Raw genomic sequence first — 21,971 nt, forward strand, 5'->3', positions numbered from 1 at the left:
CGCGAGCGTTGACGATAAACCCCGCTTCGGCGGGGTTTTTTTATGGGGATAGTGCGGCGTTTGCCCCTCACCCTAACCCTCTCCCCGAAGGGGCGAGGGGACTGTACGTGCATATTTCAGGAATGGGCACAGGTCTTCTCCTGAGGGGGGAGACGACGTAGGGCCGGTAAACGCAGCGCTACGCGCTTTGCCCTTCGGGTCATTGCCTTCGGCAATGCTTTCTCGCTACGCTCGAATCGAACCTTGGTCGAAGCTTCTCATCCTTCCCCGCATGGGCAGAATATGAAACGATATCGATAAGTTTAAATTAGGCTTTATCAGGAAGTGATGGTGGTGGGGGAAGGATTCGAACCTTCGAAGTCGATGACGGCAGATTTACAGTCTGCTCCCTTTGGCCGCTCGGGAACCCCACCAGGGGTAATTCTAATTTTGAGATGATGCTTTGAAATGGTGGTGGGGGAAGGATTCGAACCTTCGAAGTCGATGACGGCAGATTTACAGTCTGCTCCCTTTGGCCGCTCGGGAACCCCACCACGGGGTAATGCTTTTTACTGGCCTGCTTCCTTGTTGGGAAGCGGGGCGCATCATATCAAATGACGCGCCCCTGTAAAGCATTCCTTTGAATAAAATGAACTGTTTGCGTACTTTTCAGCCGTAACGCGTTAAAGCCAACCAGTTCATTTTGCTGGTGATTAAAGAATAATCGTCCGGTTACCGTAAACAAAGACACGCTGAGCCAGAACCTGATACAGCGCCCGACTTAACACGTTCTTTTCGACGTCACGCCCGGCGCGCATCATATCTTCAGCCGTATAGGTATGATTAACGTGGATCACGTCCTGCATAATGATCGGGCCTTCGTCCAGATTATCATTTACATAGTGAGCCGTCGCGCCAATGATCTTCACGCCGCGCTCATAGGCCTGGTGATAAGGCCGTGCGCCAATAAAGGCGGGCAGGAACGAGTGGTGGATATTGATAATTTTATTCGGGAAGCGGGCAACAAAACCAGGCGTCAGGACGCGCATATATTTTGCCAGTACGACATAGTCCGGCTCCCAGGCGTCAATGGCATCAGCCATCTGCTGGTCGTGCTCTTCGCGGGTCAGCCCTTCGTGGCTTACTAACTGGAATGGAATATCAAAACGTTCAACCAGTGTACGCAGGGTTTCATGGTTGCCAATTACTGCGGCAATGTCCACATCCAGACCGCCGTAATTGGCTTTCATTAGCAAATCACCCAGGCAGTGCGCCTCTTTGGTGACCAGAATAACGATACGACGGCGGCCTGCCGGGTTCAGTTCGCGCACAGAACCTTCCGGTAATGCGCTGTCTAAATCCGCCAGCAGTGTAACGTCATTAAAAATGCCTTCCAGCTCGGTACGCATGAAAAAACGCCCGGTGCGGTGGTCGACGAACTCGTTGTTCTGCACGATATTCAGCTCATGCTTGTAACAAATGTTGGTAATTCGTGCGATCAGGCCTTTTTGATCGGGGCAGATGGTGCGGAGAACTTTTCGTTGTAATGAATGCATTGCCGGGTGAATCCTGTTGATGATGTTTGCGAAGCTGTATTGGGGTGCTTACTGCCCACAGCATTTTTTAAATTTTTTCCCTGAGCCACAAGGGCAGGGATCGTTTCGACCTATTACTGGGCGCGTGCCATCAATATAGTACCACTGACCGTTTTCTTTTAAGAATCTTGAACGCTCAATGATTGCGCCGTTCTTGTTATGGTCGTGAAAACGAGCGACGAAGCTGACAAAACCTTCATCACCGTTTTTTCCATCTTCAGTAGCGAAAACGGTAAGACCGAGCCACTGAGTATTGGCGAAGCCGTTTTCAATATCCTGGCGAAACGCGCCAGCCTGGCAGGATGGGTGCCAGGTTTTCACCAAATAATCTGCGTTTTTCATCACAAAAGCGCTGTATCGTGAGCGCATAAGTTGTGATGGCGTCGGCGCAAGCTGTGCGCCAGACAGATAAGGTTGGCAACATGCGCTATACTCGACTGCGCTGCCACAGGGGCAAAGTTCAGACAAAATCGTCTCCCTGTAAAATAATGAATGGCGCGATTGACGCCGGGTAGCACTATGTTAACCGAGCAGTAGCAATGTGGCTACGATGAACCGAGAGGATGTCCACCGGTACGAATGAGAAAAGTTAAAATTGGTTTGGCTTTGGGGTCGGGCGCTGCGCGCGGCTGGTCTCACATTGGTGTCATTAAAGCACTACAGCAAATGGGAATTGAGATAGACATCGTCGCGGGTTGTTCCATCGGTTCACTGGTGGGAGCCGCGTTCGCCAGCAATCGTCTTCCCGCACTTGAAAAGTGGGTCTGCTCCTTTAGCTACTGGGATGTGTTACGCCTGATGGATCTCTCCTGGCGTCGCGGTGGTTTGCTACGCGGAGAACGTGTGTTCAACCACTACCGACAGGTGATGCCTAACGACACCATCGAGCTTTGCCAACGCCGCTTTGCCGCGGTGGCGACAAATCTGAGTACCGGCCGAGAACTTTGGTTCACGGAGGGAGACCTCCATATGGCGGTTCGCGCTTCCTGTAGCATCCCCGGTTTGATGTCTCCGGTGCTGCATAATGGCTACTGGCTGGTCGATGGCGCAGTCGTTAACCCGATACCGGTTTCGCTGACGCGCGCCCTGGGGGCAGATATTGTCATTGCCGTTGATTTGCAACACGATGCGCATCTTATGCAACAGGATTTGATGTCGGTAAATATTCAGCCCGATCCTGAAGACACTGATAATCCTGATACGCTCTCCTGGCGTGAGCGTCTGCGGGCTCGTTTAGGCCGTGTCACCGCACGGCGTTCATCTGTTGCGCCAACGGCGATGGAGATCATGTCCACCTCGATTCAGGTGCTGGAAAATCGACTCAAGCGTAATCGGATGGCGGGCGATCCGCCGGATATCCTGATTCAACCGTTTTGCCCACAAATCTCAACACTGGATTTTCATCGGGCCTCGTCTGCAATTGCCGCGGGTCAGCTTGCGGTAGAAAAAAAGACAGATGAGCTCTTACCCTTAGTTCGTGCCTCAATTTGAGACACTTTTAAGACTACTTAAGCAAAATCTGACAGGCGATTCCGGGAATAGCATGCCACTATTTACTTATCGTCGGCCAGGGGAGATATCATGACGCAGCCATTGGCGGGAAAACAGATCTTGATTGTCGAGGACGAACCCGTTTTCCGCTCTCTTCTGGATTCGTGGCTCTCGTCGCTGGGCGCCGAGACCTCACTGGCGCAGGATGGCGTCGCGGCGCTTGAAATCATGGCGACCATACAACCTGATTTGATGATTTGTGACCTCGCGATGCCGCGTATGAATGGCCTCACTCTGGTTGAACATGTCCGTAACGGCGGGGCAACCTTACCGATTCTGGTGATCTCCGCAACGGAGAATATGGCGGATATTGCCAGAGCGCTGCGGCTTGGCGTACAGGATGTGCTGTTAAAGCCCGTCAAAGACCTGAACCGCTTACGGGAAACCGTGTTTGCCTGCCTCTATCCCAACATGTTTAATTCCCGGGTAGAGGAAGAGGAACGGTTATTTGAAGACTGGGACGCGCTGGTTAATAATCCCTCGGCGGCGGCAAAATTGCTGCAGGAACTTCAACCCCCGGTACAACAGGTTATCTCGCATTGCAGGATAAACTACCGCCAATTAGTGCTGGCTGATAAACCGGGGCTGGTGCTGGATATTGCGCCGCTGTCTGAAAACGATCTCGCGTTCTATTGCCTTGATGTCACGCGGGCAGGGGATAATGGCGTATTAGCTGCGCTGTTATTACGTTCACTGTTTAATGGTTTGTTACAGGAACAACTCTCGCATCAGGGGCAGCGTCTGCCGGAATTACGAAGCCTGCTAAAGCAGGTTAATCAACTTTTACGCCAGGCCAATCTTCCAGGTCAGTTCCCGCTGCTGGTTGGTTATTACCACAGTGAATTAAAAAACCTGATTCTGGTTTCCGCTGGACTTAATGGCACATTAAATACTGGCGAGCATCATATTCAAATAAGTAATGGTGTGCCCTTAGGTACGTTAGGCAACGCCTATCTTAACCAAATTAGTCAGCGCTGTAGCTCCTGGCAATGTCAGATTTGGGGAAACGGGGGACGCCTGCGTTTAATGTTGTCTGCAGAGTGAGCAAACGCATTTTTCACGCGGGATAGCTTTAACCGCTTATCGGGAGTGGTGGTAGTATCATTACGTATAAATCTTAATTCGAGGTTCGCGTGTCCTTTTCGGAGCAGCCCCAACTGGCTGTGATGATATACTCAACGCGTTATTAATTAACGAGCAAGTTCAAAGTTTGAACAGTCCAGGAGATTTGAATGGCTGCCCTAAATTCGAAAGTTACGAAGGCCGTCATCCCGGTAGCAGGATTAGGTACCAGGATGTTACCCGCGACGAAAGCAATTCCTAAGGAAATGCTGCCTCTGGTCGATAAACCTTTAATTCAGTACGTGGTGAATGAATGTATCGCCGCAGGCATCACTGAAATTGTGCTGGTCACTCACTCTTCCAAAAATTCGATCGAAAACCACTTTGATACCAGCTTCGAGCTTGAAGCCATGCTGGAAAAACGCGTGAAGCGTCAGCTTCTGGAAGAAGTGCAATCTATTTGTCCGCCACATGTCACCATTATGCAGGTGCGTCAGGGGCTGGCTAAAGGTCTGGGGCACGCGGTACTGTGCGCACACCCGGTTGTTGGTGATGAGCCGGTGGCGGTTATTCTGCCAGACGTTATTCTTGATGAATTTGAATCCGATCTCTCCCAGGATAACCTGGCAGAAATGATCAAGCGTTTTGATGAAACCGGCTCTAGCCAGATTATGGTTGAGCCCGTTGACGACGTAACGGCCTACGGTGTTGTTGATTGCAAAGGCGCGCCTCTGGCACCTGGCGATAGCGTACCGATGGTTGGGGTCGTTGAAAAACCAAAAGCGAACGTAGCGCCGTCTAATATGGCTATTGTTGGCCGCTACGTGCTGAGCGCGGATATTTGGCCGTTGCTGGCTAAAACCCCTCCGGGAGCGGGTGATGAAATTCAGTTAACCGATGCCATCGATATGCTGATCGAGAAAGAAACCGTTGAAGCCTACCACATGAAAGGTAAGAGCCACGACTGCGGTAATAAACTGGGTTATATGCAGGCGTTTGTTGAATATGGCATTCGTCATAAGACGCTGGGCGAAGATTTCAAAGTGTGGCTTAAAGACGAGCTGGGTATAGCGAAGTAACTTTTCCACATGATAAGCCGGGTTATCGTACATAACTGTCGATATCCCGGCTTTTTTATTGCCTGGAGATAGGGACGTAAAAAAACAACCCGGTCTGTAGCCAGTCAAAGCACAAACAGATAAAAAAAACCCGCCGAAGCGGGATTTTTTAAGCAATTCAGGATTACTCCTGGATCAGGAAATCATCCAGAGATTTACCTTGCTCATCCATTGCTTTTTTGATTACTGCCGGTGTACGACCCTGGCCAGTCCAGGTTTTAGTTTCACCGTTTTCATCAACGTAGCTGTATTTAGCAGGACGTGCAGCGCGTTTTGCTTTGGTGCCGGATTTAGCGGCAGCCATGCTGTTCAGCAATTCATTAGGGTCAATGCCATCAGCAATCAGCATTTCACGATATTGCTGCAGTTTACGAGTACGCTCTTCGATTTCAGCGGCTGCCGCGTTTTCTTCTTCGCGACGCTCGTTAACAACAACTTCTAATTTTTCCAGCATTTCTTCAAGCGTTTCAAGGGTGCATTCTCTTGCCTGCGCACGAAGAGTACGGATGTTGTTCAAAATTTTAAGTGCTTCGCTCATTGTAGTAATCTCAAACTTATATTGGGGGTGGTTTGTTGAAGTAATAATAGAGCGATAAATTCAGATGTGCAATAGGCAGCAATGTAAGGAATTCAAAATAACGTGTTATTTGGTGCTTTTATTAATATCTAAAAGTTAAATTCTTAGTGTTGCCTCACAACTTTGCCCTGCCTATTGTCTGGGATAACTGAACTATAAGGCGCAGGAATGCTGAGCTATAGGGGAGGAGATAAGGGAGAGAATACTCCGTATGGATAAATATCAACCTTATGTATTAGTCACCTCGTATCAATTTTGTTCGCTTCTTTATAGGTTATGAATGGTTACTATCCTAAATCATATGCCTGATACGTTGTCGAAGCCGCTACCTTACAGTGATAGTAACATTGCGGGTCAGGGGTCGAGCAACATAATAACAGTGTGATACGCCGCATACTGACAATAGCTTCATACAGAAGAAACGTAGCGATTATTCCCTGTGATTTTCCTATTAAATCCATAGTTATGACGATGTTATTATACTGCTATTGACATTTTAATCCTCTGGCGCGGCGGGGTTCACATCACATCGGTATCCGTTCTTGCGTTAAACGATATTTCCTATTTATTGAAGGAACTATTATTTTTGATGTTGGTCGGTGTCGTTGTCGCTCAGGATGAGATTTTTTGGGTAAAGCCACAACTGCCGTGCCCTGGCTGCAAATTATCGTTTTAGGTTGGCTCAACTGGCAGCAGCGCGGAATGATTCATCTTCATTAATGTTTAAACACATCTGCTCAAATACGTTAACCACAAGTTTTGTATGTCCAGAGTCTGGTCAGGATAAAATATGGTACACTGCCGACGTCTGAAAACGTATTGATTAGGGTTTCCCGGCCAATGGCACAACTTTATTTCTACTACTCTGCAATGAATGCAGGTAAGTCTACGGCGCTTCTGCAGTCATCCTACAACTACCAGGAACGTGGGATGCGCACCATGGTTTATACCGCCGAAATTGATGACCGTTTCGGCGCGGGTAAGGTGAGCTCGCGTATCGGCCTCTCATCGCCGGCAAAGCTGTTTAACCAGAATAGCCAGCTATTCGATGAAATACTCGCTGAGAACGCCCGTGAGGCCATCAACTGCGTTTTGGTGGACGAATGCCAGTTCCTGACGCGACAGCAGGTCTACGCGCTCTCTGACGTTGTTGACCAACTGGATATCCCTGTTCTGTGTTATGGGCTGAGGACAGACTTCCGGGGTGAGTTGTTTAGTGGCAGCCAATATTTACTGGCGCTGTCAGACAAACTGGTAGAATTAAAAACAATTTGCTTCTGTGGTCGCAAGGCCAGCATGGTATTACGCCTGGATCAGGAAGGTCGCCCCTATAACGAAGGTGAGCAGGTGGTTATCGGCGGCAACGAACGCTACGTTTCCGTTTGTCGTAAACATTATAAAGAAGCACTGGAAGAGGGCTCTCTGGCTGTCATCCAGGATAAACATCGTCGCAGTCGTTAAACCTCCTGACAACGTCACGATACGCTCCGTTTACGCTGTGCGCTAATCTGGCGTGAGCGGAGAACTCTTCTTTTTTATTCATGCTGTTTATTTGAAATGACGATGTAAAAAAAAGCCCCATCCTGAGATGGGGCTTCGTTTAATGCGCTAGCTTAGCGGGGAATTAAGCGGATTTCTTCGCTTTCTTCTCAGCCTTAACCGGTGCTGCAGTTTCTTTCTTCGCGACGATATCACTTTCTGTAAATTCACGTCCGTAGAAGGTATCCAGCAGAATCTGTTTCAGCTCGGCGATCAGCGGGTAGCGCGGGTTAGCGCCGGTACACTGGTCATCGAAGGCATCTTCAGACAGCTTGTCTACGTGAGCCAGGAAGTCTGCTTCCTGAACGCCTGCTTCGCGGATAGATTTAGGAATACCCAGCTCAGCCTTAACGCTTTCCAGCCATGCCAGCAGTTTTTCGATTTTCGCTGCGGTACGGTCGCCCGGAGCGCTCAGGCCCAGGTGGTCAGCAATTTCAGCGTAACGACGACGTGCCTGCGGACGGTCATACTGGCTGAATGCAGTCTGTTTAGTCGGGTTATCGTTCGCGTTGTAGCGAATGACGTTACAGATCAACAGGGCGTTCGCCAGACCGTGAGGAATGTGGAACTGAGAACCCAGTTTGTGCGCCATGGAGTGACATACACCCAGGAAGGCGTTAGCAAACGCGATACCTGCGATGGTTGCGGCACTGTGAACGCGTTCACGAGCAACCGGGTTTTTAGACCCTTCGTGGTAAGACGCCGGCAGGTTTTCTTTCAGCAGTTTCAGAGCCTGCAGAGCCTGACCATCGGAGAACTCAGATGCCAGTACGGAAACGTAAGCTTCCAGGGCGTGAGTGACCGCATCGAGACCACCGAAAGCACACAGGGATTTCGGCATGTCCATAACCAGGTTGGCATCGACAATCGCCATATCCGGAGTCAGCGCGTAGTCTGCCAGTGGATATTTCTGACCAGTTGCATCATCGGTTACAACAGCGAACGGCGTCACTTCAGAACCCGTACCAGAAGTGGTAGTGACCGCGATCATTTTCGCTTTCACGCCCATTTTCGGGAATTTATAGATACGCTTACGGATATCCATAAAGCGCAGCGCCAGTTCTTCGAAGTGGGTTTCCGGATGTTCGTACATTACCCACATGATTTTCGCAGCATCCATCGGGGAACCGCCGCCCAGCGCGATAATCACATCTGGTTTGAAGGAGTTAGCCAGTTCTGCACCTTTACGAACAACGGTCAGCGTCGGGTCTGCTTCAACTTCAAAGAATACTTCAGTTTCAACGCCAGCCGCTTTCAGCACAGAAGTGATCTGGTCAGCGTAGCCGTTGTTGAACAGGAAGCGGTCAGTCACGATGAGCGCACGTTTGTGGCCATCAGTAATCACTTCATCCAGCGCGATTGGCAGAGAGCCACGGCGGAAGTAGATAGATTTCGGAAGTTTGTGCCACAACATGTTTTCAGCTCGCTTAGCAACGGTTTTCTTGTTGATCAGGTGTTTCGGACCAACGTTTTCAGAGATGGAGTTACCACCCCAGGAACCACAACCCAGAGTCAGGGAAGGTGCGAGTTTGAAGTTATACAGGTCACCGATACCACCCTGAGACGCCGGGGTGTTGATCAGAATACGTGCGGTTTTCATCATCTGACCGAAGTAAGCGACGCGTTCCGGCTGGTTATCCTGGTCGGTGTACAGGCAAGAGGTGTGGCCGATACCGCCCATTGCAACCAGTTTTTCCGCTTTCAGCACTGCATCTTCGAAATCTTTGGCGCGATACATTGCCAGAGTCGGAGAGAGTTTTTCGTGTGCAAACGGTTCGCTTTCATCGACAACTTTTACTTCGCCGATCAGAATTTTGGTGGTCGCCGGGACGGTGAAACCAGCCAGTTCAGCGATTTTAACCGCAGGCTGACCTACGATTGCCGCATTCAGCGCGCCATTTTTCAGAATGATGTCCTGAACGGCTTTCAGCTCTTTGCCCTGCAGCATGTAACCGCCATGGCTTGCAAAACGTTCACGAACAGCGTCATAGACGGAATCAACCACAACAACGGACTGCTCAGATGCACAGATTACGCCGTTATCGAAGGTTTTAGACATCAGAACAGATGCAACGGCACGTTTGATATCAGCAGTTTCATCGATAACAACCGGGGTGTTACCTGCGCCAACGCCGATTGCTGGTTTACCGGAGCTGTATGCTGCTTTAACCATACCAGGACCACCGGTCGCGAGGATCAGGTTGATGTCCGGGTGGTGCATCAGTGCGTTAGAAAGTTCAACAGACGGTTGGTCAATCCAGCCGATCAGATCTTTCGGTGCGCCAGCAGCGATAGCTGCCTGCAGGACGATGTCTGCTGCTTTGTTCGTTGCATCTTTAGCACGCGGATGCGGGGAGAAGATGATGGCATTACGGGTCTTCAGGCTGATCAGTGATTTAAAGATAGCGGTAGAAGTCGGGTTGGTAGTCGGGACGATACCACAGATAATGCCGATAGGTTCAGCGATGGTGATGGTACCGAAAGTGTCGTCTTCAGAGAGGACGCCACAGGTTTTTTCATCTTTATAGGCGTTATAGATGTATTCGGAAGCAAAGTGGTTTTTGATGACTTTATCTTCAATAATACCCATGCCGGATTCGGCAACAGCCATTTTTGCGAGAGGGATTCGAGCATCTGCGGCAGCCAGAGCGGCAGCGCGGAAGATTTTGTCGACTTGTTCTTGAGTGAAACTGGCATATTCACGCTGGGCTTTTTTTACGCGCTCGACGAGTGCGTTAAGTTCAGCGACATTAGTAACAGCCATAAATGCTCTCCTGATAATGTTAAACTTTTTTAGTAAATCATTTGCTCGACAAGTCAGTATAGACAGTGCACTACCAGCTTGCTTAGACCTTAAAGGAACAATTCACAACCCGTTCCCGATTCACTGATTTACTAAAAGAGCTTCGTACTCAAAGAGCCTGAGACATCCGTTTTCAGGTAACCCCTGGGGGCTATCGGCGTAATCAAGATTACTCACTTCTGAGTATGAAATATGTGATCGGCGTCAAGATTATGCCAAGCTGACACCTTTCAGCAGCCCCATTTTAGTAAAGATTGTAAATTGTTAACATATGGTTGTAATGATTAAACGCAGATTAGCATAATTTAAATCAATATATAACATTCTGTATTTTCCGGCTTTTTGTAGAATTTTGATGAAGAATCCTGATAAACAGCGTATCTTCAGCGGAGTTTTTGCATTCATTTTTCGTCAACTACCACTTTTAGTCATGTTTCGGAGTTCGCTGTGACTCAGGTTTTGTTCGATTTTCCGATTTTTGTGAAATTTTTCATTGGCTTATTCGCGTTGGTCAACCCTGTCGGGATCATTCCTGTCTTTATCAGCATGACGAGCTACCAGACGGCGGCGGCGCGCAACAAGACCAATATGACGGCGAACCTCTCGGTTGCCATTATCCTCTGGACATCGCTGTTTCTGGGGGATGGCATCCTGCAACTTTTCGGGATTTCCATTGACTCTTTTCGAATTGCAGGCGGCATCCTGGTGGTGACTATCGCGATGTCAATGATCAGCGGTAAGTTGGGGGAAGATAAGCAGAACAAGCAGGAGAAATCAGAAACGGCAATTCGTGAAAGCGTGGGGGTTGTGCCGTTGGCGTTGCCGCTGATGGCGGGGCCGGGGGCGATCAGTTCCACTATTGTATGGGGCACTCGCTTTCATACGCTGCCTTATCTTGCTGGTTTTACGTTGGCGATTGCGTTGTTTGCCTTCTGTTGCTGGGGGCTGTTCAGAATTGCGCCCTGGCTGGTTCGCTTGTTGGGGCAAACGGGGATCAACGTGATTACCCGTATCATGGGGCTGTTGCTGATGGCGCTGGGGATTGAATTTATTGTCACCGGAATAAAAGCAATTTTCCCCGGGCTCGTTGGTTAACCTCTTTTTATTGACCGGCAGAGACAATCTGCTTTGCCGGTTGCTTAATTATTCGCAAAACATATCGAAAATAGTGCTAAGTCGTTTAATGATAAGTGTTAGTGATAGTTTGAAAAATATTTTAATATCATCAGGTTAACACTGCCCATCTCACCTCGTCCTCCTCTCTTTCATGTTATTTCCCTCACACTATACTGTTACGCTTGCTGTTAGATAATTGAAATGATATTAGTAATTTTGCCAGTCAGGCAGATTAATGTACTAAATAACGAACAAATGTTAATTTTTTGTACATAAAGTGAGCGGTGGCATCCTCACGGAGTTTGTTGTCGGGAAGGGTATTTGTTTGTTATTGAAATATAAGGAAATACCTCTCTTTTATAGGCGCGGACGCTGGCTTGTTATTGAGCGAGATGCCGATGAAAAGAGAATTGCTTAACAAATTTGCAAATTATATTGGCGGCAAAGAAAGCCATTTGGTACTTTCCGGCCTTATACCTTCGCGGTAATAGAAATATAAAGGGTGGCTCGACAGGGGAGACGCCTTGAATGAATCGACGTCAGGTTGCCAAAGAGCGGCCGTAATAAAAAAGTCGGTGATAGCAAGCAGTACAAAAAACTGGCAGACGCAAAAGCTCCTGCGCTGTACAGAGACCCCAAAGGGGATAACAGGCTGGCCTTAGCCAGTAATTATAATGAGCGGAGTATCAACACAATGTCCATCATCACGAAGAAAAGCGTAATCGCTGCGGGAATTTTAACGGCGCTATTGGCAGGGAATGCAGCAATGGCTGCTGATGTGCCCGCAGGCGTACAGTTGGCAGAAAAACAGACGCTGGTGCGTAATAACGGCTCTGAAGTACAGTCTCTCGACCCGCACAAAATTGAAGGCGTTCCGGAATCCAACATTAGCCGTGACCTGTTTGAAGGCCTGCTGGTCAGCGACCTTGAAGGTCATCCGGTAGCTGGCGTAGCGGAGTCCTGGGATAATAAAGATTTTAAAGTCTGGACGTTCCATCTGCGCAAAGACGCGAAGTGGTCTGATGGTTCTCCGGTTACAGCGCAGGATTTCGTGTATAGCTGGCAGCGCTCGGTTGATCCCAATACCGCCTCACCGTATGCAAGTTACTTGCAGTACGGCCATATCGCCAATATTGATGGCATCCTTGAAGGGAAAAAACCGATTACCGATCTTGGCGTAAAAGCCATTGACGATCACACGTTAGAAGTCACGTTGAGTGAGCCTGTTCCCTATTTCTATAAACTGCTGGTTCACCCGTCAACCTCCCCGGTTCCAAAAGCCGCCATTGAGAAATTTGGCGAAAAATGGACGCAGCCTGCCAATATTGTCACCAACGGCGCATATAAATTAAAAGACTGGGTCGTCAATGAGCGTATCGTTCTTGAGCGTAGCCCGACATACTGGGATAACGCTAAAACCGTGGTGAATCAGGTAACGTACCTGCCAATCTCTTCCGAAGTGACGGACGTTAACCGCTATCGCAGCGGTGAAATCGACATGACCTATAACAATATGCCGATTGAGCTGTTCCAGAAACTGAAAAAAGAGATCCCTGACGAAGTTCATGTCGACCCATATCTCTGCACCTATTATTACGAAATTAATAACCAGAAAGCGCCATTCACCGATGTGCGCGTGCGCACCGCGCTGAAACTGGGTATGGATCGCGATATTATCGTTAATAAGGTTAAAGCCCAGGGCGATAAACCTGCGTTCGGTTATACACCGCCGTATACCGATGGCGCAAAATTGACCCAGCCAGAATGGTTTAGCTGGAGCCAGGAAAAACGTAATGAAGAAGCGAAAAAACTGCTGGCTGAAGCGGGTTATACCGCAGATAAACCATTAACGATCAATCTGCTGTACAACACATCTGATCTCCACAAAAAGCTGGCCATCGCGGCCTCTTCTCTGTGGAAGAAAAACATTGGCGTCAATGTTAAACTGGTCAACCAGGAGTGGAAAACCTTCCTCGATACACGTCATCAGGGGACATTCGATGTCGCGCGCGCTGGCTGGTGTGCCGACTATAACGAGCCGACATCCTTCCTGAATACCATGTTGTCAAACAGCTCAATGAATACCGCGCACTATAAGAGCCCGGCGTTCGATAGCATTATGGCGGAAACGCTGAAAGCAACGGACGAGGCGCAGCGTGCTGCGTTGTACGATAAAGCAGAGCAGCAACTGGATAAAGACAGCGCAATTGTTCCGGTTTATTACTACGTGAACGCGCGTCTGGTGAAACCGTGGGTCGGCGGTTATACCGGTAAAGACCCATTGGATAATACGTATACTAAAAATATGTACATTGTGAAGCACTAATGGCAGTACGTGAGGCAGGCATTGCCTGTCTCACTGTGTCTCGCTTATCGCATTATTGAAGGCACTGGCCAAAAGGTACGGGCAATGTTGAAATTTATACTTCGTCGCTGTCTGGAAGCGATTCCGACGCTATTTATTCTTATTACCATTTCATTCTTTATGATGCGTCTTGCGCCGGGAAGCCCTTTCACCGGTGAGCGCACCTTACCGCCAGAAGTTATGGCGAACATTGAAGCGAAATACCATCTGAACGACCCCATCACCACGCAATACTTCAGCTATCTGAAGCAACTGGCGCATGGCGATTTCGGGCCTTCTTTTAAATATAAAGATTATTCGGTTAACGATCTGGTGGCGAGCAGCTTCCCGGTATCGGCAAAATTAGGCGCAGCGGCTTTTATTCTCGCGGTGGTGTTAGGTGTTAGTGCGGGAGTGATTGCCGCGTTGAAGCAAAACACCAAATGGGATTACTCAGTGATGGGGATTGCCATGACCGGGGTGGTCATACCCAGTTTTGTGGTCGCTCCGCTGCTGGTGATGATCTTCGCGATTACGCTGAAATGGCTTCCCGGCGGAGGCTGGAACGGCGGGGCGCTTAAATTCATGATCCTGCCGATGGTGGCGCTGTCGTTGGCTTATATCGCCAGTATCGCGCGTATTACCCGCGGCTCGATGATTGAAGTGCTGCACTCCAACTTTATCCGCACCGCGCGCGCCAAAGGCCTGCCGATGCGGCGGATTATATTCCGTCACGCCTTAAAGCCAGCGTTGCTGCCGGTGCTCTCTTATATGGGGCCCGCGTTTGTCGGCATCATTACCGGTTCGATGGTTATCGAAACCATTTATGGCCTGCCGGGGATTGGGCAACTGTTCGTCAACGGCGCCCTGAACCGCGATTACTCGCTGGTGCTGAGTCTGACCATTCTGGTGGGGGCACTGACTATCCTGTTTAACGCGGTAGTTGATGTCCTCTACGCCGTGATTGACCCCAAAATCCGCTACTGAATCTGGAGTTCGCCATGATATTGAGTAAGAAAAATAGCGAGGCGCTGGAGAACTTCAGTGAGCAACTGGAGGTTGAAGGCCGCAGCCTGTGGCAGGATGCGCGTCGCCGTTTTATGCATAACCGGGCTGCGGTCGCAAGCCTGATGGTTCTCGTTCTGATAGCTCTTTTCGTCACCCTGGCACCGATGTTGTCGCCGTTTTCCTATTTCGATACGGACTGGGGAATGATGTCGAGTGCGCCTGAAATGGAATCCGGGCACTATTTCGGTACTGACTCTTCCGGGCGCGATTTGCTGGTACGCGTGGCTATTGGCGGGCGTATTTCCCTGATGGTGGGGATTGCAGCAGCGCTGGTGGCGGTCATTGTTGGCACATTATACGGCTCGCTTTCCGGTTATCTCGGCGGCAAGGTGGATTCCGTCATGATGCGTCTGCTGGAAATCCTTAACTCCTTCCCGTTCATGTTTTTCGTCATTCTGCTGGTCACCTTTTTTGGTCAGAACATCCTGCTGATTTTCGTGGCCATTGGGATGGTCTCCTGGCTGGATATGGCGCGTATTGTGCGTGGGCAAACCCTGAGTCTGAAGCGCAAAGAGTTTATTGAGGCGGCGCAGGTTGGGGGTGTTTCCACCGCAAGTATTGTCGTGCGCCATATCGTACCGAACGTGCTGGGCGTGGTGGTGGTTTATGCCTCCCTGCTGGTACCGAGTATGATCCTCTTTGAATCATTCCTGAGCTTCCTCGGCCTGGGTACCCAGGAGCCGCTGAGTAGTTGGGGCGCGTTGCTTAGCGATGGGGCCAACTCAATGGAAGTTTCGCCATGGCTGCTGCTGTTCCCGGCAGGGTTCCTTGTCGTGACGCTATTCTGTTTCAACTTTATTGGCGATGGCCTGCGTGATGCCCTCGACCCGAAAGATCGTTAAGGAGAGCCGTGATGAGCGTAATAGATACGGCTAAAGCGCCGCAGACGCAGGCACAAACGGGCCTGTTGCTGGATGTAAAAGATCTGCGCGTCACTTTTAAAACGCCCGATGGCGATGTGACGGCGGTCAACGACCTTAACTTTAACCTGCGAGCGGGTGAAACGTTGGGTATCGTCGGTGAGTCTGGTTCAGGTAAGTCACAAACCGCCTTTGCCCTGATGGGGCTGCTGGCCGGTAATGGGCGAATTGGCGGTTCGGCGACATTCAACGGCAAAGAGATCCTTAATCTGCCCGAGCATGCGCTAAATAAGCTTCGCGCCGAACAAATTTCGATGATCTTCCAGGACCCAATGACCTCGTTGAATCCCTATATGCGGGTGGGTGAGCAGTTGATGGAAGTGCTGATGCTGCATAAGGGCATGCGCAAGGCGGAAGCATTCGAAGAATCGGTAAAAATGCTGGATGCGGTAAAAATGCCGGAAGCGCGTAAGCGCATGAAAATGTACCCCCATGAGTTTTCAGGCGGTATGCGTCAGCGTGTGATGATTGCCATGGCGTTACTGTGTCGGCCAAAACTGCTGATTGCCGATGAACCAACAACGGCGCTTGACGTGACGGTACAGGCGCAAATTATGACTCTGCTTAATGAGCTTAAGCGTGAGTTTAATACCGCGATTATCATGATCACCCACGATCTGGGCGTGGTCGCAGGTATTTGCGATAAAGTGCTGGTGATGTATGCCGGGCGAACCATGGAATATGGCAATGCGCGTGATGTTTTCTATCATCCGGCCCATCCGTACTCTATTGGCCTGCTCAATGCGGTTCCTCGTCTCGATGCGGAAGGTGAATCGTTGCTGACTATTCCGGGGAACCCACCGAACCTGCTTCGTCTGCCGAAGGGGTGCCCGTTCCAGCCTCGTTGCCCACACGCAATGGAAATTTGCAGCAGCGCGCCGCCGCTGGAGTCGTTTGCACCTGGCCGTTTACGCGCCTGCTATAAGCCTGTGGGGGATCTGCTATGAACGCCGTCACTGAAGAAAGAAAAATACTGCTCGAAATTGCGGACTTAAAAGTCCACTTTGATATTAAAGATGGTAAGCAGTGGTTCTGGCAACCAGCGAAAACGCTGAAAGCTGTAGATGGCGTCACCCTGCGTCTGTATGAAGGTGAAACGCTGGGCGTAGTGGGCGAATCCGGCTGTGGAAAATCCACTTTTGCGCGTGCGATTATCGGCCTGGTGAAAGCCACTGACGGACGCGTGGCCTGGCTGGGGAAAGATCTGCTCGGGATGAAGCCGGACGAGTGGCGCGACGTGCGCAGCGATATCCAGATGATTTTCCAGGATCCTCTGGCGTCACTGAATCCGCGTATGACGATTGGCGAAATTATCGCTGAACCGTTACGCACCTACTATCCGAAGATGTCGCGTCAGGAAGTTCGGGATCGCGTTAAAGCCATGATGATGAAGGTGGGGCTGCTGCCGAATCTGGTCAACCGCTATCCGCATGAGTTCTCGGGCGGGCAGTGTCAGCGTATCGGAATTGCGCGAGCGCTTATTCTGGAGCCGAAACTTATCATCTGTGATGAACCTGTTTCAGCGCTGGATGTCTCCATTCAGGCTCAGGTGGTTAACCTGCTGCAGCAGTTACAACGCGAAATGGGGCTGTCGCTGATCTTTATCGCTCACGACCTGGCGGTTGTGAAGCATATTTCTGATCGCGTGCTGGTCATGTATTTGGGCCACGCTGTGGAGCTGGGTACCTATGATGAGGTGTACCACAACCCGCTGCATCCCTATACTAAAGCGCTAATGTCAGCGGTGCCGGTTCCTGATCCGGATCTGGAAAGACAGAAAAGTATTCAGTTGCTGGAGGGTGAACTGCCTTCGCCGATTAATCCCCCGTCAGGCTGCGTCTTCCGTACCCGTTGTCCCATCGCCGGGCCTGAGTGTGCGAAAACCCGGCCAGTGCTGGAGGGAAGTTTCCGGCATGCGGTTTCCTGCCTGAAGGTTGACCCGTTATAATCGCAAGGGCTGGCAGATGTCAGCCCTTTTTCTTATGAGGTCAAACGTGTTGTCCATTCAATCTTTTCGGCGGCGGATATTCCACGCGCTGTTCGATCATCACCATCTTTCAGCCCGACGCTTCGAAGCGCTGTGCGGGGTATTTGCGTTACTCAGCGTAGTGGTGATTTTTATTGAATCAGGCGTCGGAACGACTTATCACCTGACCTATGATGAGTGGCACGTTTTTGTCTGGGTCGAAGTCTTTTTTACTCTGGTGTTTACCCTTGAATATTTGTTGCGTATTTTCAGTTGGCCGCAACCTGCACGCTACGTTTTCAGCATTTGGGGTTTTATTGACCTGGCAACGATTTTGCCGCTGTACGTTATTATGCTGTGGCCGCAAATAGGTATTGATTATCTCTTTGCCTGGCGCGCGATGCGCGTCATTCGCGTGCTGCGAATTTTGAAATTACTGCGCCTGATGCCGGCATTAAATGGCATTTGGGGGGCTATTGTTAAATCACGCCATCAGCTTATTCTGTTCTATGCTTTTATCTCAATTGTCATGGTGGTGGCTGGCGCTTTGATGTATGGCATTGAGGGGCCGGAGCATGGTTTTACGACTTTAAGCACTTCGGTATATTGGGCAATCGTCACGGTAACTACGGTGGGTTATGGGGATATTACGCCGCACACTGCGCCGGGGAGAGCCGTCGCATCGGTACTGATTTTAATTGGCTATTCGGTTATCGCCATCCCTACCGGGATTATTACCTCGCAGATGAGCAGTGAAATTGCCAAACGTCAGTTGGCCAGAATTTGCCCGGATTGCCATCAAAGTGGGCATGAGACTACGGCGAAATATTGTAAAGCCTGCGGTGGGAAATTACCGGATGTATAAAACAAGGGGTAGCGCTGGCTACCCCTTTAACCACTCTTATTCTCGCCAGAGAATATGGCAGAGTTTGTGATCTTTTTCGCGGCACAGCAGAACGCGGGCGAAGATATCGTTAATTTCGCCGCCGTCGGTATCGGCAAGACCAATGACCACTTCGGCGAAGAAGTCCGGGTTCAGATCGAAATCAACATGCTCCTGCCAGTCTTCCGCTGGGTCGAATAACTCCGCACCGCCGCGCTCTTCAAACTGCAAGTTGAACAGAATGACATCGGCTGGATCGAGATTATCAACCGCCAGTTCGAGAAAAATATCGTAAGCCTGTTCGAGTGTTTCGTCTTCGGTCAGGCGATTGTTTAAATCCATATCCATGATGATTACCTGTTTAACATCTGATGGGCACGTTTTACAGCAACGGGCTGAAGAAGTAAAACAGTCGCTCGGCGATACGATGCCAGAACGGACGTTTCATCCACAACCGGGCATCCAGCAGACGGGAGCGGGAGATATAATCATCCTGAACCGCTGCCAGATCGCCGCCAAAGCCGGCATCATCAATCACCAGCGTAATTTCGAAATTGAGCCACAGGCTGCGCATATCAAGGTTTACAGTCCCTACCAGACTTAATTCACCGTCGACCAGCACGCTCTTGGTGTGCAGCAGGCCACCTTCAAACTGGTATATCTTCACGCCGGCTGCCAGCAGTTCAGTGAAGAATGCCCGGCTGGCCCAGCCGACCAGCACCGAATCATTTTTACGCGGCAGAATAATACTGACATCCACTCCACGCTGCGCAGCAGTGCAAATCGCATGCAGCAGATCGTCGCTGGGGACGAAATAGGGGGTAGTCATAATCAGATACTCACGTGCCGCATAGGTGGCGGTAAGCAGTGCCTGATGAATCAAATCTTCCGGGAAGCCCGGGCCGGAGGCGATAGTGTGGATGGTGTGGCCGCTGGCCTCTTCAAAAGGCATGATGTTGGTATCCGGCGGCGGTGGCAGAATGCGTTTTCCGGTCTCAATTTCCCAGTCGCAGGAGTAAACGATACCCATCCCGGTGGCGACCGGGCCTTCCATTCGCGCCATCAAATCAACCCACTGGCCTACGCCGGAGTCCTGTTTAAAGAATCGAGGGTCAACCATATTCATACTGCCAGTGTAGGCAATATAGTTGTCGATCATGATCATCTTACGGTGCTGACGTAAATCCATGCGTCGCAGGAATACGCGCATCAAATTAACTTTCAACGCTTCAACCACTTCGATGCCTGCGTTACGCATCATCGCGGCCCATGGGCTACGGAAGAAGGCCACGCTACCCGCAGAGTCGAGCATCAACCGGCAATGAACGCCGCGTCGTGCCGCCGCCATCAGCGACTCCGCGACCTGATCGGCCATACCGCCGGGCTGCCAGATATAGAACACCATCTCGATATTGTGGCGCGCCAGTTGAATATCGCGGATCAGCGCCTGCATTACATCGTCGGAGCTGGTGAGTAATTGCAGCTGATTCCCCTTCATGCCAGCAATCCCCTGGCGGCGTTCACAGAGCTTAAATAAAGATGACGCCACCGGGCTGTTGTCTTCGGCGAAGATATGTTTACAGGCTTTAAGATCGTTTAGCCATTTTGCTGTTGAAGGCCACATCGCGCGTGCGCGCTCGGCCCGGCGCTTGCCGAGATGCAGTTCGCCCACGGAGAGATAGGCGATGATCCCCACCAGGGGAAGAATATAGATAACCAGCAGCCATGCCATTGCCGAGGGAACCGCGCGGCGTTTCATCAGAATACGCAAAGTTACCCCTGCAATTAACAACCAGTACCCCAGAATAGCCAGCCAACTCACGACGGTGTAAAAGGTTGTCATAGTCAGAAAGTCCTTTTGAAATCGTTTGTTATGAGTTTACGCATCAAGATTCATCTGGCAAATAAAAACGCGAGGGAAAAGCGCTGGTAAGCCGATTTGTCGGGGGTATAATGACGACTCTTCTTCGATAAGAGCGGTAGAAATGAAGCGTAGTAGACCGGAAGTGGGGCGCTGGCGTATGTTGCGTCAGGCGAGCCGCCGCAAAGCCCGTTGGCTGGAAGCTCAGTCGCGTCGTAATATGCGCATCCACTCCATCAGAAAGAGCCTGGTCGGACGGCAGCGTAACTGTTTGTTGTTCGCCATTTACGATCTCTGATGGCAAAAAGGGCACCGCTTGCGGTGCCCGATGTTTTTTCTGCGCTCAGAATACTTTTTTGTAGGGACGCACGGTAACGCGTTCATATACGCCCGCCGCAACATAGGGGTCGTCCTTTGCCCAGGACTGCGCCGCTTCCAGTGATTCAAATTCAGCAATAACCGTAGAACCGCTAAAACCAGCGGCGCCAGGTTCATTGCTATCAACGGCAGGCATTGGGCCTGCGGTCAACAGACGACCTTCATCGTGCAGCAGTTGTAAACGCGCCAGGTGAGCCGGGCGAACGGACTGACGTTTCTCGAGGGTATCGGCGTAATCTTCAGCGTAAATGACGTAAAGCACGGGCAGAACTCCTGTTTTAGTTAGCTGTAAATTACGGTAAGTGAAAGCGGCAACGACTGCAACGCAAAGTTAAGACAATGATAAAGTGGGGTGGCCGGGCGTGCTTTTTTTCAGCAAAAGCGACGGAAACTTGACGGAAGATAAGAAGGCTTATTGAATATGATTGCTATTTGCATTTAAAATCACCTACATCATTTTTCAACAGTAGCGATTATGACTTCAATGACCCTCGATTTACCTCGCCGCTTTCCGTGGCCAACATTGTTGTCCGTTGGTATTCACGGTGCCGTCGTGGCGGGCCTGCTTTACACCTCGGTACATCAGGTTATTGAACTGCCCGCGCCCGCTCAGCCGATTTCCATCACTATGGTTGCGCCTTCCGATCTCGAACCGCCGCAAGCCGTTCAGCCGCCGCAGCCCGTCGTGGAGTCGGAACCAGAGCCTGAACCTGAAGTGGTTCCGGAACCGCCAAAAGAAGCGCCGGTCGTTATTGAAAAGCCAAAACCTAAGCCAAAGCCTAAACCAAAACCGAAGCCGGTGAAAAAGGTAGAAGAGCGTAAACCGGAGGTAAAACCGGTTGAAACGCGTCCATTGTCGACAAGGACGAATGATGCGCCGCCAGCCCGTTCTGTGGCAAATAACCAGACGGGCACCAGTAAGCCGACCATCACCGCACCTACCGGGCCGAAGGCGTTAAACCGTTCGCAGCCGAGCTATCCGCAGCGTGCGCTGGCGCTGCGAATTGAAGGTAAAGTGCGCGTGAAGTTTGATGTGACGGCCGATGGCCGGGTTGAAAACGTTGAGATCCTTTCCGCACAGCCGTCGAATATGTTCGAGCGTGACGTGAAAGCCGCTATGCGTAAATGGCGTTACGAAGCCGGTAAGCCGGGCAATGGCTTAATCATGAATATTGAGTTCCGCCTCAAAGGCGTACAGATGAGCTAAACAG

At 50.4% G+C, this 21,971-nt stretch carries 20 protein-coding genes, 2 tRNA genes and 1 other RNA gene; 13 read left to right on the forward strand and 10 right to left on the reverse strand.

What is annotated here, in order from left to right; genetic code table 11:
• Positions 1 to 151: 151 nt before the first annotated feature.
• The 5 genes from VSR74_RS01095 to VSR74_RS01115 form a co-directional block, all read right to left on the reverse strand.
• A non-coding RNA gene (locus VSR74_RS01095) (RtT sRNA) lies at positions 152 to 282 on the reverse strand.
• A gap of 46 nt (positions 283 to 328) precedes the next feature.
• Positions 329 to 413: transfer RNA gene (locus VSR74_RS01100), tRNA-Tyr, on the reverse strand.
• Between the two features lie 35 nt (positions 414 to 448).
• A tRNA-Tyr gene (locus VSR74_RS01105) sits at positions 449 to 533 on the reverse strand.
• 159 nt (positions 534 to 692) lie between these two features.
• Complete coding sequence (gene purU, locus VSR74_RS01110; RefSeq protein ID WP_347792987.1) at positions 693 to 1,535, reverse strand: formyltetrahydrofolate deformylase; 843 nt, start codon at positions 1,533 to 1,535, stop codon at positions 693 to 695.
• A 48-nt stretch (positions 1,536 to 1,583) separates the two neighbouring features.
• Positions 1,584 to 2,042, reverse strand: coding sequence for a YchJ family protein (locus tag VSR74_RS01115; protein WP_347792988.1), 459 nt, complete (start codon positions 2,040 to 2,042; stop codon positions 1,584 to 1,586).
• Positions 2,043 to 2,153: 111 nt separating this feature from the next.
• Here VSR74_RS01115 and rssA point away from each other — a divergent pair, with 111 nt between their 5' ends.
• From rssA to galU, 3 genes are all read left to right on the forward strand, one after another.
• A complete protein-coding gene (rssA, locus tag VSR74_RS01120) occupies positions 2,154 to 3,065 on the forward strand; it encodes a patatin-like phospholipase RssA (protein ID WP_347792989.1) in 912 nt (303 codons plus the stop codon).
• A gap of 90 nt (positions 3,066 to 3,155) precedes the next feature.
• Positions 3,156 to 4,169 carry a two-component system response regulator RssB gene (rssB, locus tag VSR74_RS01125; RefSeq protein ID WP_347792990.1) on the forward strand — a complete coding sequence of 338 codons (1,014 nt, stop codon included), beginning with the start codon at positions 3,156 to 3,158 and terminating at the stop codon, positions 4,167 to 4,169.
• A gap of 188 nt (positions 4,170 to 4,357) precedes the next feature.
• A complete protein-coding gene (gene galU / locus VSR74_RS01130; protein ID WP_347792991.1) occupies positions 4,358 to 5,266 on the forward strand; it encodes a UTP--glucose-1-phosphate uridylyltransferase GalU in 909 nt (302 codons plus the stop codon).
• A 163-nt stretch (positions 5,267 to 5,429) separates the two neighbouring features.
• On the opposite strand, the gene hns is transcribed toward galU, so the two are convergent.
• Entirely contained in the window at positions 5,430 to 5,843 is a 414-nt protein-coding gene (hns, locus tag VSR74_RS01135) for a histone-like nucleoid-structuring protein H-NS (RefSeq protein WP_347792992.1), read from the reverse strand.
• 879 nt (positions 5,844 to 6,722) lie between these two features.
• On the opposite strand from hns, the gene tdk reads away from it, so the two are divergent.
• Positions 6,723 to 7,343: a thymidine kinase gene (gene tdk, locus VSR74_RS01140; RefSeq protein ID WP_347792993.1), complete on the forward strand. Its 621-nt coding sequence runs from the start codon at positions 6,723 to 6,725 to the stop codon at positions 7,341 to 7,343.
• 163 nt (positions 7,344 to 7,506) lie between these two features.
• Here tdk and adhE read toward each other — a convergent pair whose 3' ends face one another.
• Positions 7,507 to 10,185, reverse strand: a complete 2,679-nt coding sequence (gene adhE, locus VSR74_RS01145; protein WP_347792994.1) for a bifunctional acetaldehyde-CoA/alcohol dehydrogenase — start codon at positions 10,183 to 10,185, stop codon at positions 7,507 to 7,509.
• Positions 10,186 to 10,671: 486 nt separating this feature from the next.
• On the opposite strand from adhE, the gene VSR74_RS01150 reads away from it, so the two are divergent.
• The 7 genes from VSR74_RS01150 (at position 10,672) to VSR74_RS01180 (ending at position 18,503) form a co-directional block, all read left to right on the forward strand.
• Positions 10,672 to 11,319: a YchE family NAAT transporter gene (locus VSR74_RS01150; RefSeq protein ID WP_347792995.1), complete on the forward strand. Its 648-nt coding sequence runs from the start codon at positions 10,672 to 10,674 to the stop codon at positions 11,317 to 11,319.
• Between the two features lie 715 nt (positions 11,320 to 12,034).
• Positions 12,035 to 13,666, forward strand: coding sequence for an oligopeptide ABC transporter substrate-binding protein OppA (gene oppA, locus VSR74_RS01155; RefSeq protein ID WP_347792996.1), 1,632 nt, complete (start codon positions 12,035 to 12,037; stop codon positions 13,664 to 13,666).
• An 84-nt stretch (positions 13,667 to 13,750) separates the two neighbouring features.
• Complete coding sequence (oppB, locus tag VSR74_RS01160; RefSeq protein ID WP_347792997.1) at positions 13,751 to 14,671, forward strand: oligopeptide ABC transporter permease OppB; 921 nt, start codon at positions 13,751 to 13,753, stop codon at positions 14,669 to 14,671.
• Between the two features lie 14 nt (positions 14,672 to 14,685).
• Entirely contained in the window at positions 14,686 to 15,594 is a 909-nt protein-coding gene (oppC, locus tag VSR74_RS01165; protein ID WP_347792998.1) for an oligopeptide ABC transporter permease OppC, read from the forward strand.
• An 11-nt stretch (positions 15,595 to 15,605) separates the two neighbouring features.
• Positions 15,606 to 16,619 carry an ABC transporter ATP-binding protein gene (oppD, locus tag VSR74_RS01170; protein ID WP_347792999.1) on the forward strand — a complete coding sequence of 338 codons (1,014 nt, stop codon included), beginning with the start codon at positions 15,606 to 15,608 and terminating at the stop codon, positions 16,617 to 16,619.
• Positions 16,616 to 17,620 (forward strand): murein tripeptide/oligopeptide ABC transporter ATP-binding protein OppF, encoded by a 1,005-nt coding sequence (oppF, locus tag VSR74_RS01175; protein ID WP_347793000.1) that lies wholly within the window; start codon positions 16,616 to 16,618, stop codon positions 17,618 to 17,620. Before oppD ends, oppF begins: the two co-directional genes overlap by 4 nt.
• A 16-nt stretch (positions 17,621 to 17,636) precedes the next feature.
• Positions 17,637 to 18,503: an ion transporter gene (locus VSR74_RS01180; RefSeq protein WP_347793001.1), complete on the forward strand. Its 867-nt coding sequence runs from the start codon at positions 17,637 to 17,639 to the stop codon at positions 18,501 to 18,503.
• 36 nt (positions 18,504 to 18,539) lie between these two features.
• On the opposite strand, the gene VSR74_RS01185 is transcribed toward VSR74_RS01180, so the two are convergent.
• Positions 18,540 to 18,869: an HI1450 family dsDNA-mimic protein gene (locus tag VSR74_RS01185; protein WP_347793002.1), complete on the reverse strand. Its 330-nt coding sequence runs from the start codon at positions 18,867 to 18,869 to the stop codon at positions 18,540 to 18,542.
• Between the two features lie 34 nt (positions 18,870 to 18,903).
• Positions 18,904 to 20,364, reverse strand: coding sequence for a cardiolipin synthase (cls, locus tag VSR74_RS01190; protein WP_347793003.1), 1,461 nt, complete (start codon positions 20,362 to 20,364; stop codon positions 18,904 to 18,906).
• Between the two features lie 142 nt (positions 20,365 to 20,506).
• Between cls and VSR74_RS01195 the strand changes: the two genes are divergently transcribed.
• On the forward strand, positions 20,507 to 20,680 hold the full coding sequence (locus VSR74_RS01195; protein ID WP_347793004.1) for a YciY family protein: 174 nt from the start codon (positions 20,507 to 20,509) through the stop codon (positions 20,678 to 20,680).
• A 45-nt stretch (positions 20,681 to 20,725) separates the two neighbouring features.
• On the opposite strand, the gene VSR74_RS01200 is transcribed toward VSR74_RS01195, so the two are convergent.
• Complete coding sequence (locus VSR74_RS01200) at positions 20,726 to 21,022, reverse strand: YciI family protein (protein ID WP_347793005.1); 297 nt, start codon at positions 21,020 to 21,022, stop codon at positions 20,726 to 20,728.
• Positions 21,023 to 21,244: 222 nt separating this feature from the next.
• Between VSR74_RS01200 and tonB the strand changes: the two genes are divergently transcribed.
• On the forward strand, positions 21,245 to 21,967 hold the full coding sequence (tonB, locus tag VSR74_RS01205; protein ID WP_347794332.1) for a TonB system transport protein TonB: 723 nt from the start codon (positions 21,245 to 21,247) through the stop codon (positions 21,965 to 21,967).
• Positions 21,968 to 21,971 lie beyond the last annotated feature (4 nt).

Origin of the sequence: Pseudocitrobacter cyperus, assembly GCF_039889165.1 — a bacterium.
Taxonomy (GTDB): domain Bacteria; phylum Pseudomonadota; class Gammaproteobacteria; order Enterobacterales; family Enterobacteriaceae; genus Pseudocitrobacter; species Pseudocitrobacter cyperus.

Bases quoted from the DNA above. Each gene is read 5' to 3' on its own strand.
- oppF (WP_347793000.1), top strand. From the start codon at position 16,616: ATGAACGCCGTCACTGAAGAAAGAAAAATACTGCTCGAAATTGCGGAC.
- purU (WP_347792987.1), bottom strand. From the start codon at position 1,535: ATGCATTCATTACAACGAAAAGTTCTCCGCACCATCTGCCCCGATCAA.
- oppA (WP_347792996.1), top strand. From the start codon at position 12,035: ATGTCCATCATCACGAAGAAAAGCGTAATCGCTGCGGGAATTTTAACG.
- oppB (WP_347792997.1), top strand. From the start codon at position 13,751: ATGTTGAAATTTATACTTCGTCGCTGTCTGGAAGCGATTCCGACGCTA.
- hns (WP_347792992.1), bottom strand. From the start codon at position 5,843: ATGAGCGAAGCACTTAAAATTTTGAACAACATCCGTACTCTTCGTGCG.
- oppC (WP_347792998.1), top strand. From the start codon at position 14,686: ATGATATTGAGTAAGAAAAATAGCGAGGCGCTGGAGAACTTCAGTGAG.
- VSR74_RS01180 (WP_347793001.1), top strand. From the start codon at position 17,637: ATGTCAGCCCTTTTTCTTATGAGGTCAAACGTGTTGTCCATTCAATCT.
- galU (WP_347792991.1), top strand. From the start codon at position 4,358: ATGGCTGCCCTAAATTCGAAAGTTACGAAGGCCGTCATCCCGGTAGCA.
- rssA (WP_347792989.1), top strand. From the start codon at position 2,154: ATGAGAAAAGTTAAAATTGGTTTGGCTTTGGGGTCGGGCGCTGCGCGC.
- rssB (WP_347792990.1), top strand. From the start codon at position 3,156: ATGACGCAGCCATTGGCGGGAAAACAGATCTTGATTGTCGAGGACGAA.
- VSR74_RS01185 (WP_347793002.1), bottom strand. From the start codon at position 18,869: ATGGATATGGATTTAAACAATCGCCTGACCGAAGACGAAACACTCGAA.
- tonB (WP_347794332.1), top strand. From the start codon at position 21,245: ATGACCCTCGATTTACCTCGCCGCTTTCCGTGGCCAACATTGTTGTCC.
- oppD (WP_347792999.1), top strand. From the start codon at position 15,606: ATGAGCGTAATAGATACGGCTAAAGCGCCGCAGACGCAGGCACAAACG.
- tdk (WP_347792993.1), top strand. From the start codon at position 6,723: ATGGCACAACTTTATTTCTACTACTCTGCAATGAATGCAGGTAAGTCT.
- adhE (WP_347792994.1), bottom strand. From the start codon at position 10,185: ATGGCTGTTACTAATGTCGCTGAACTTAACGCACTCGTCGAGCGCGTA.
- VSR74_RS01195 (WP_347793004.1), top strand. From the start codon at position 20,507: ATGAAGCGTAGTAGACCGGAAGTGGGGCGCTGGCGTATGTTGCGTCAG.
- cls (WP_347793003.1), bottom strand. From the start codon at position 20,364: ATGACAACCTTTTACACCGTCGTGAGTTGGCTGGCTATTCTGGGGTAC.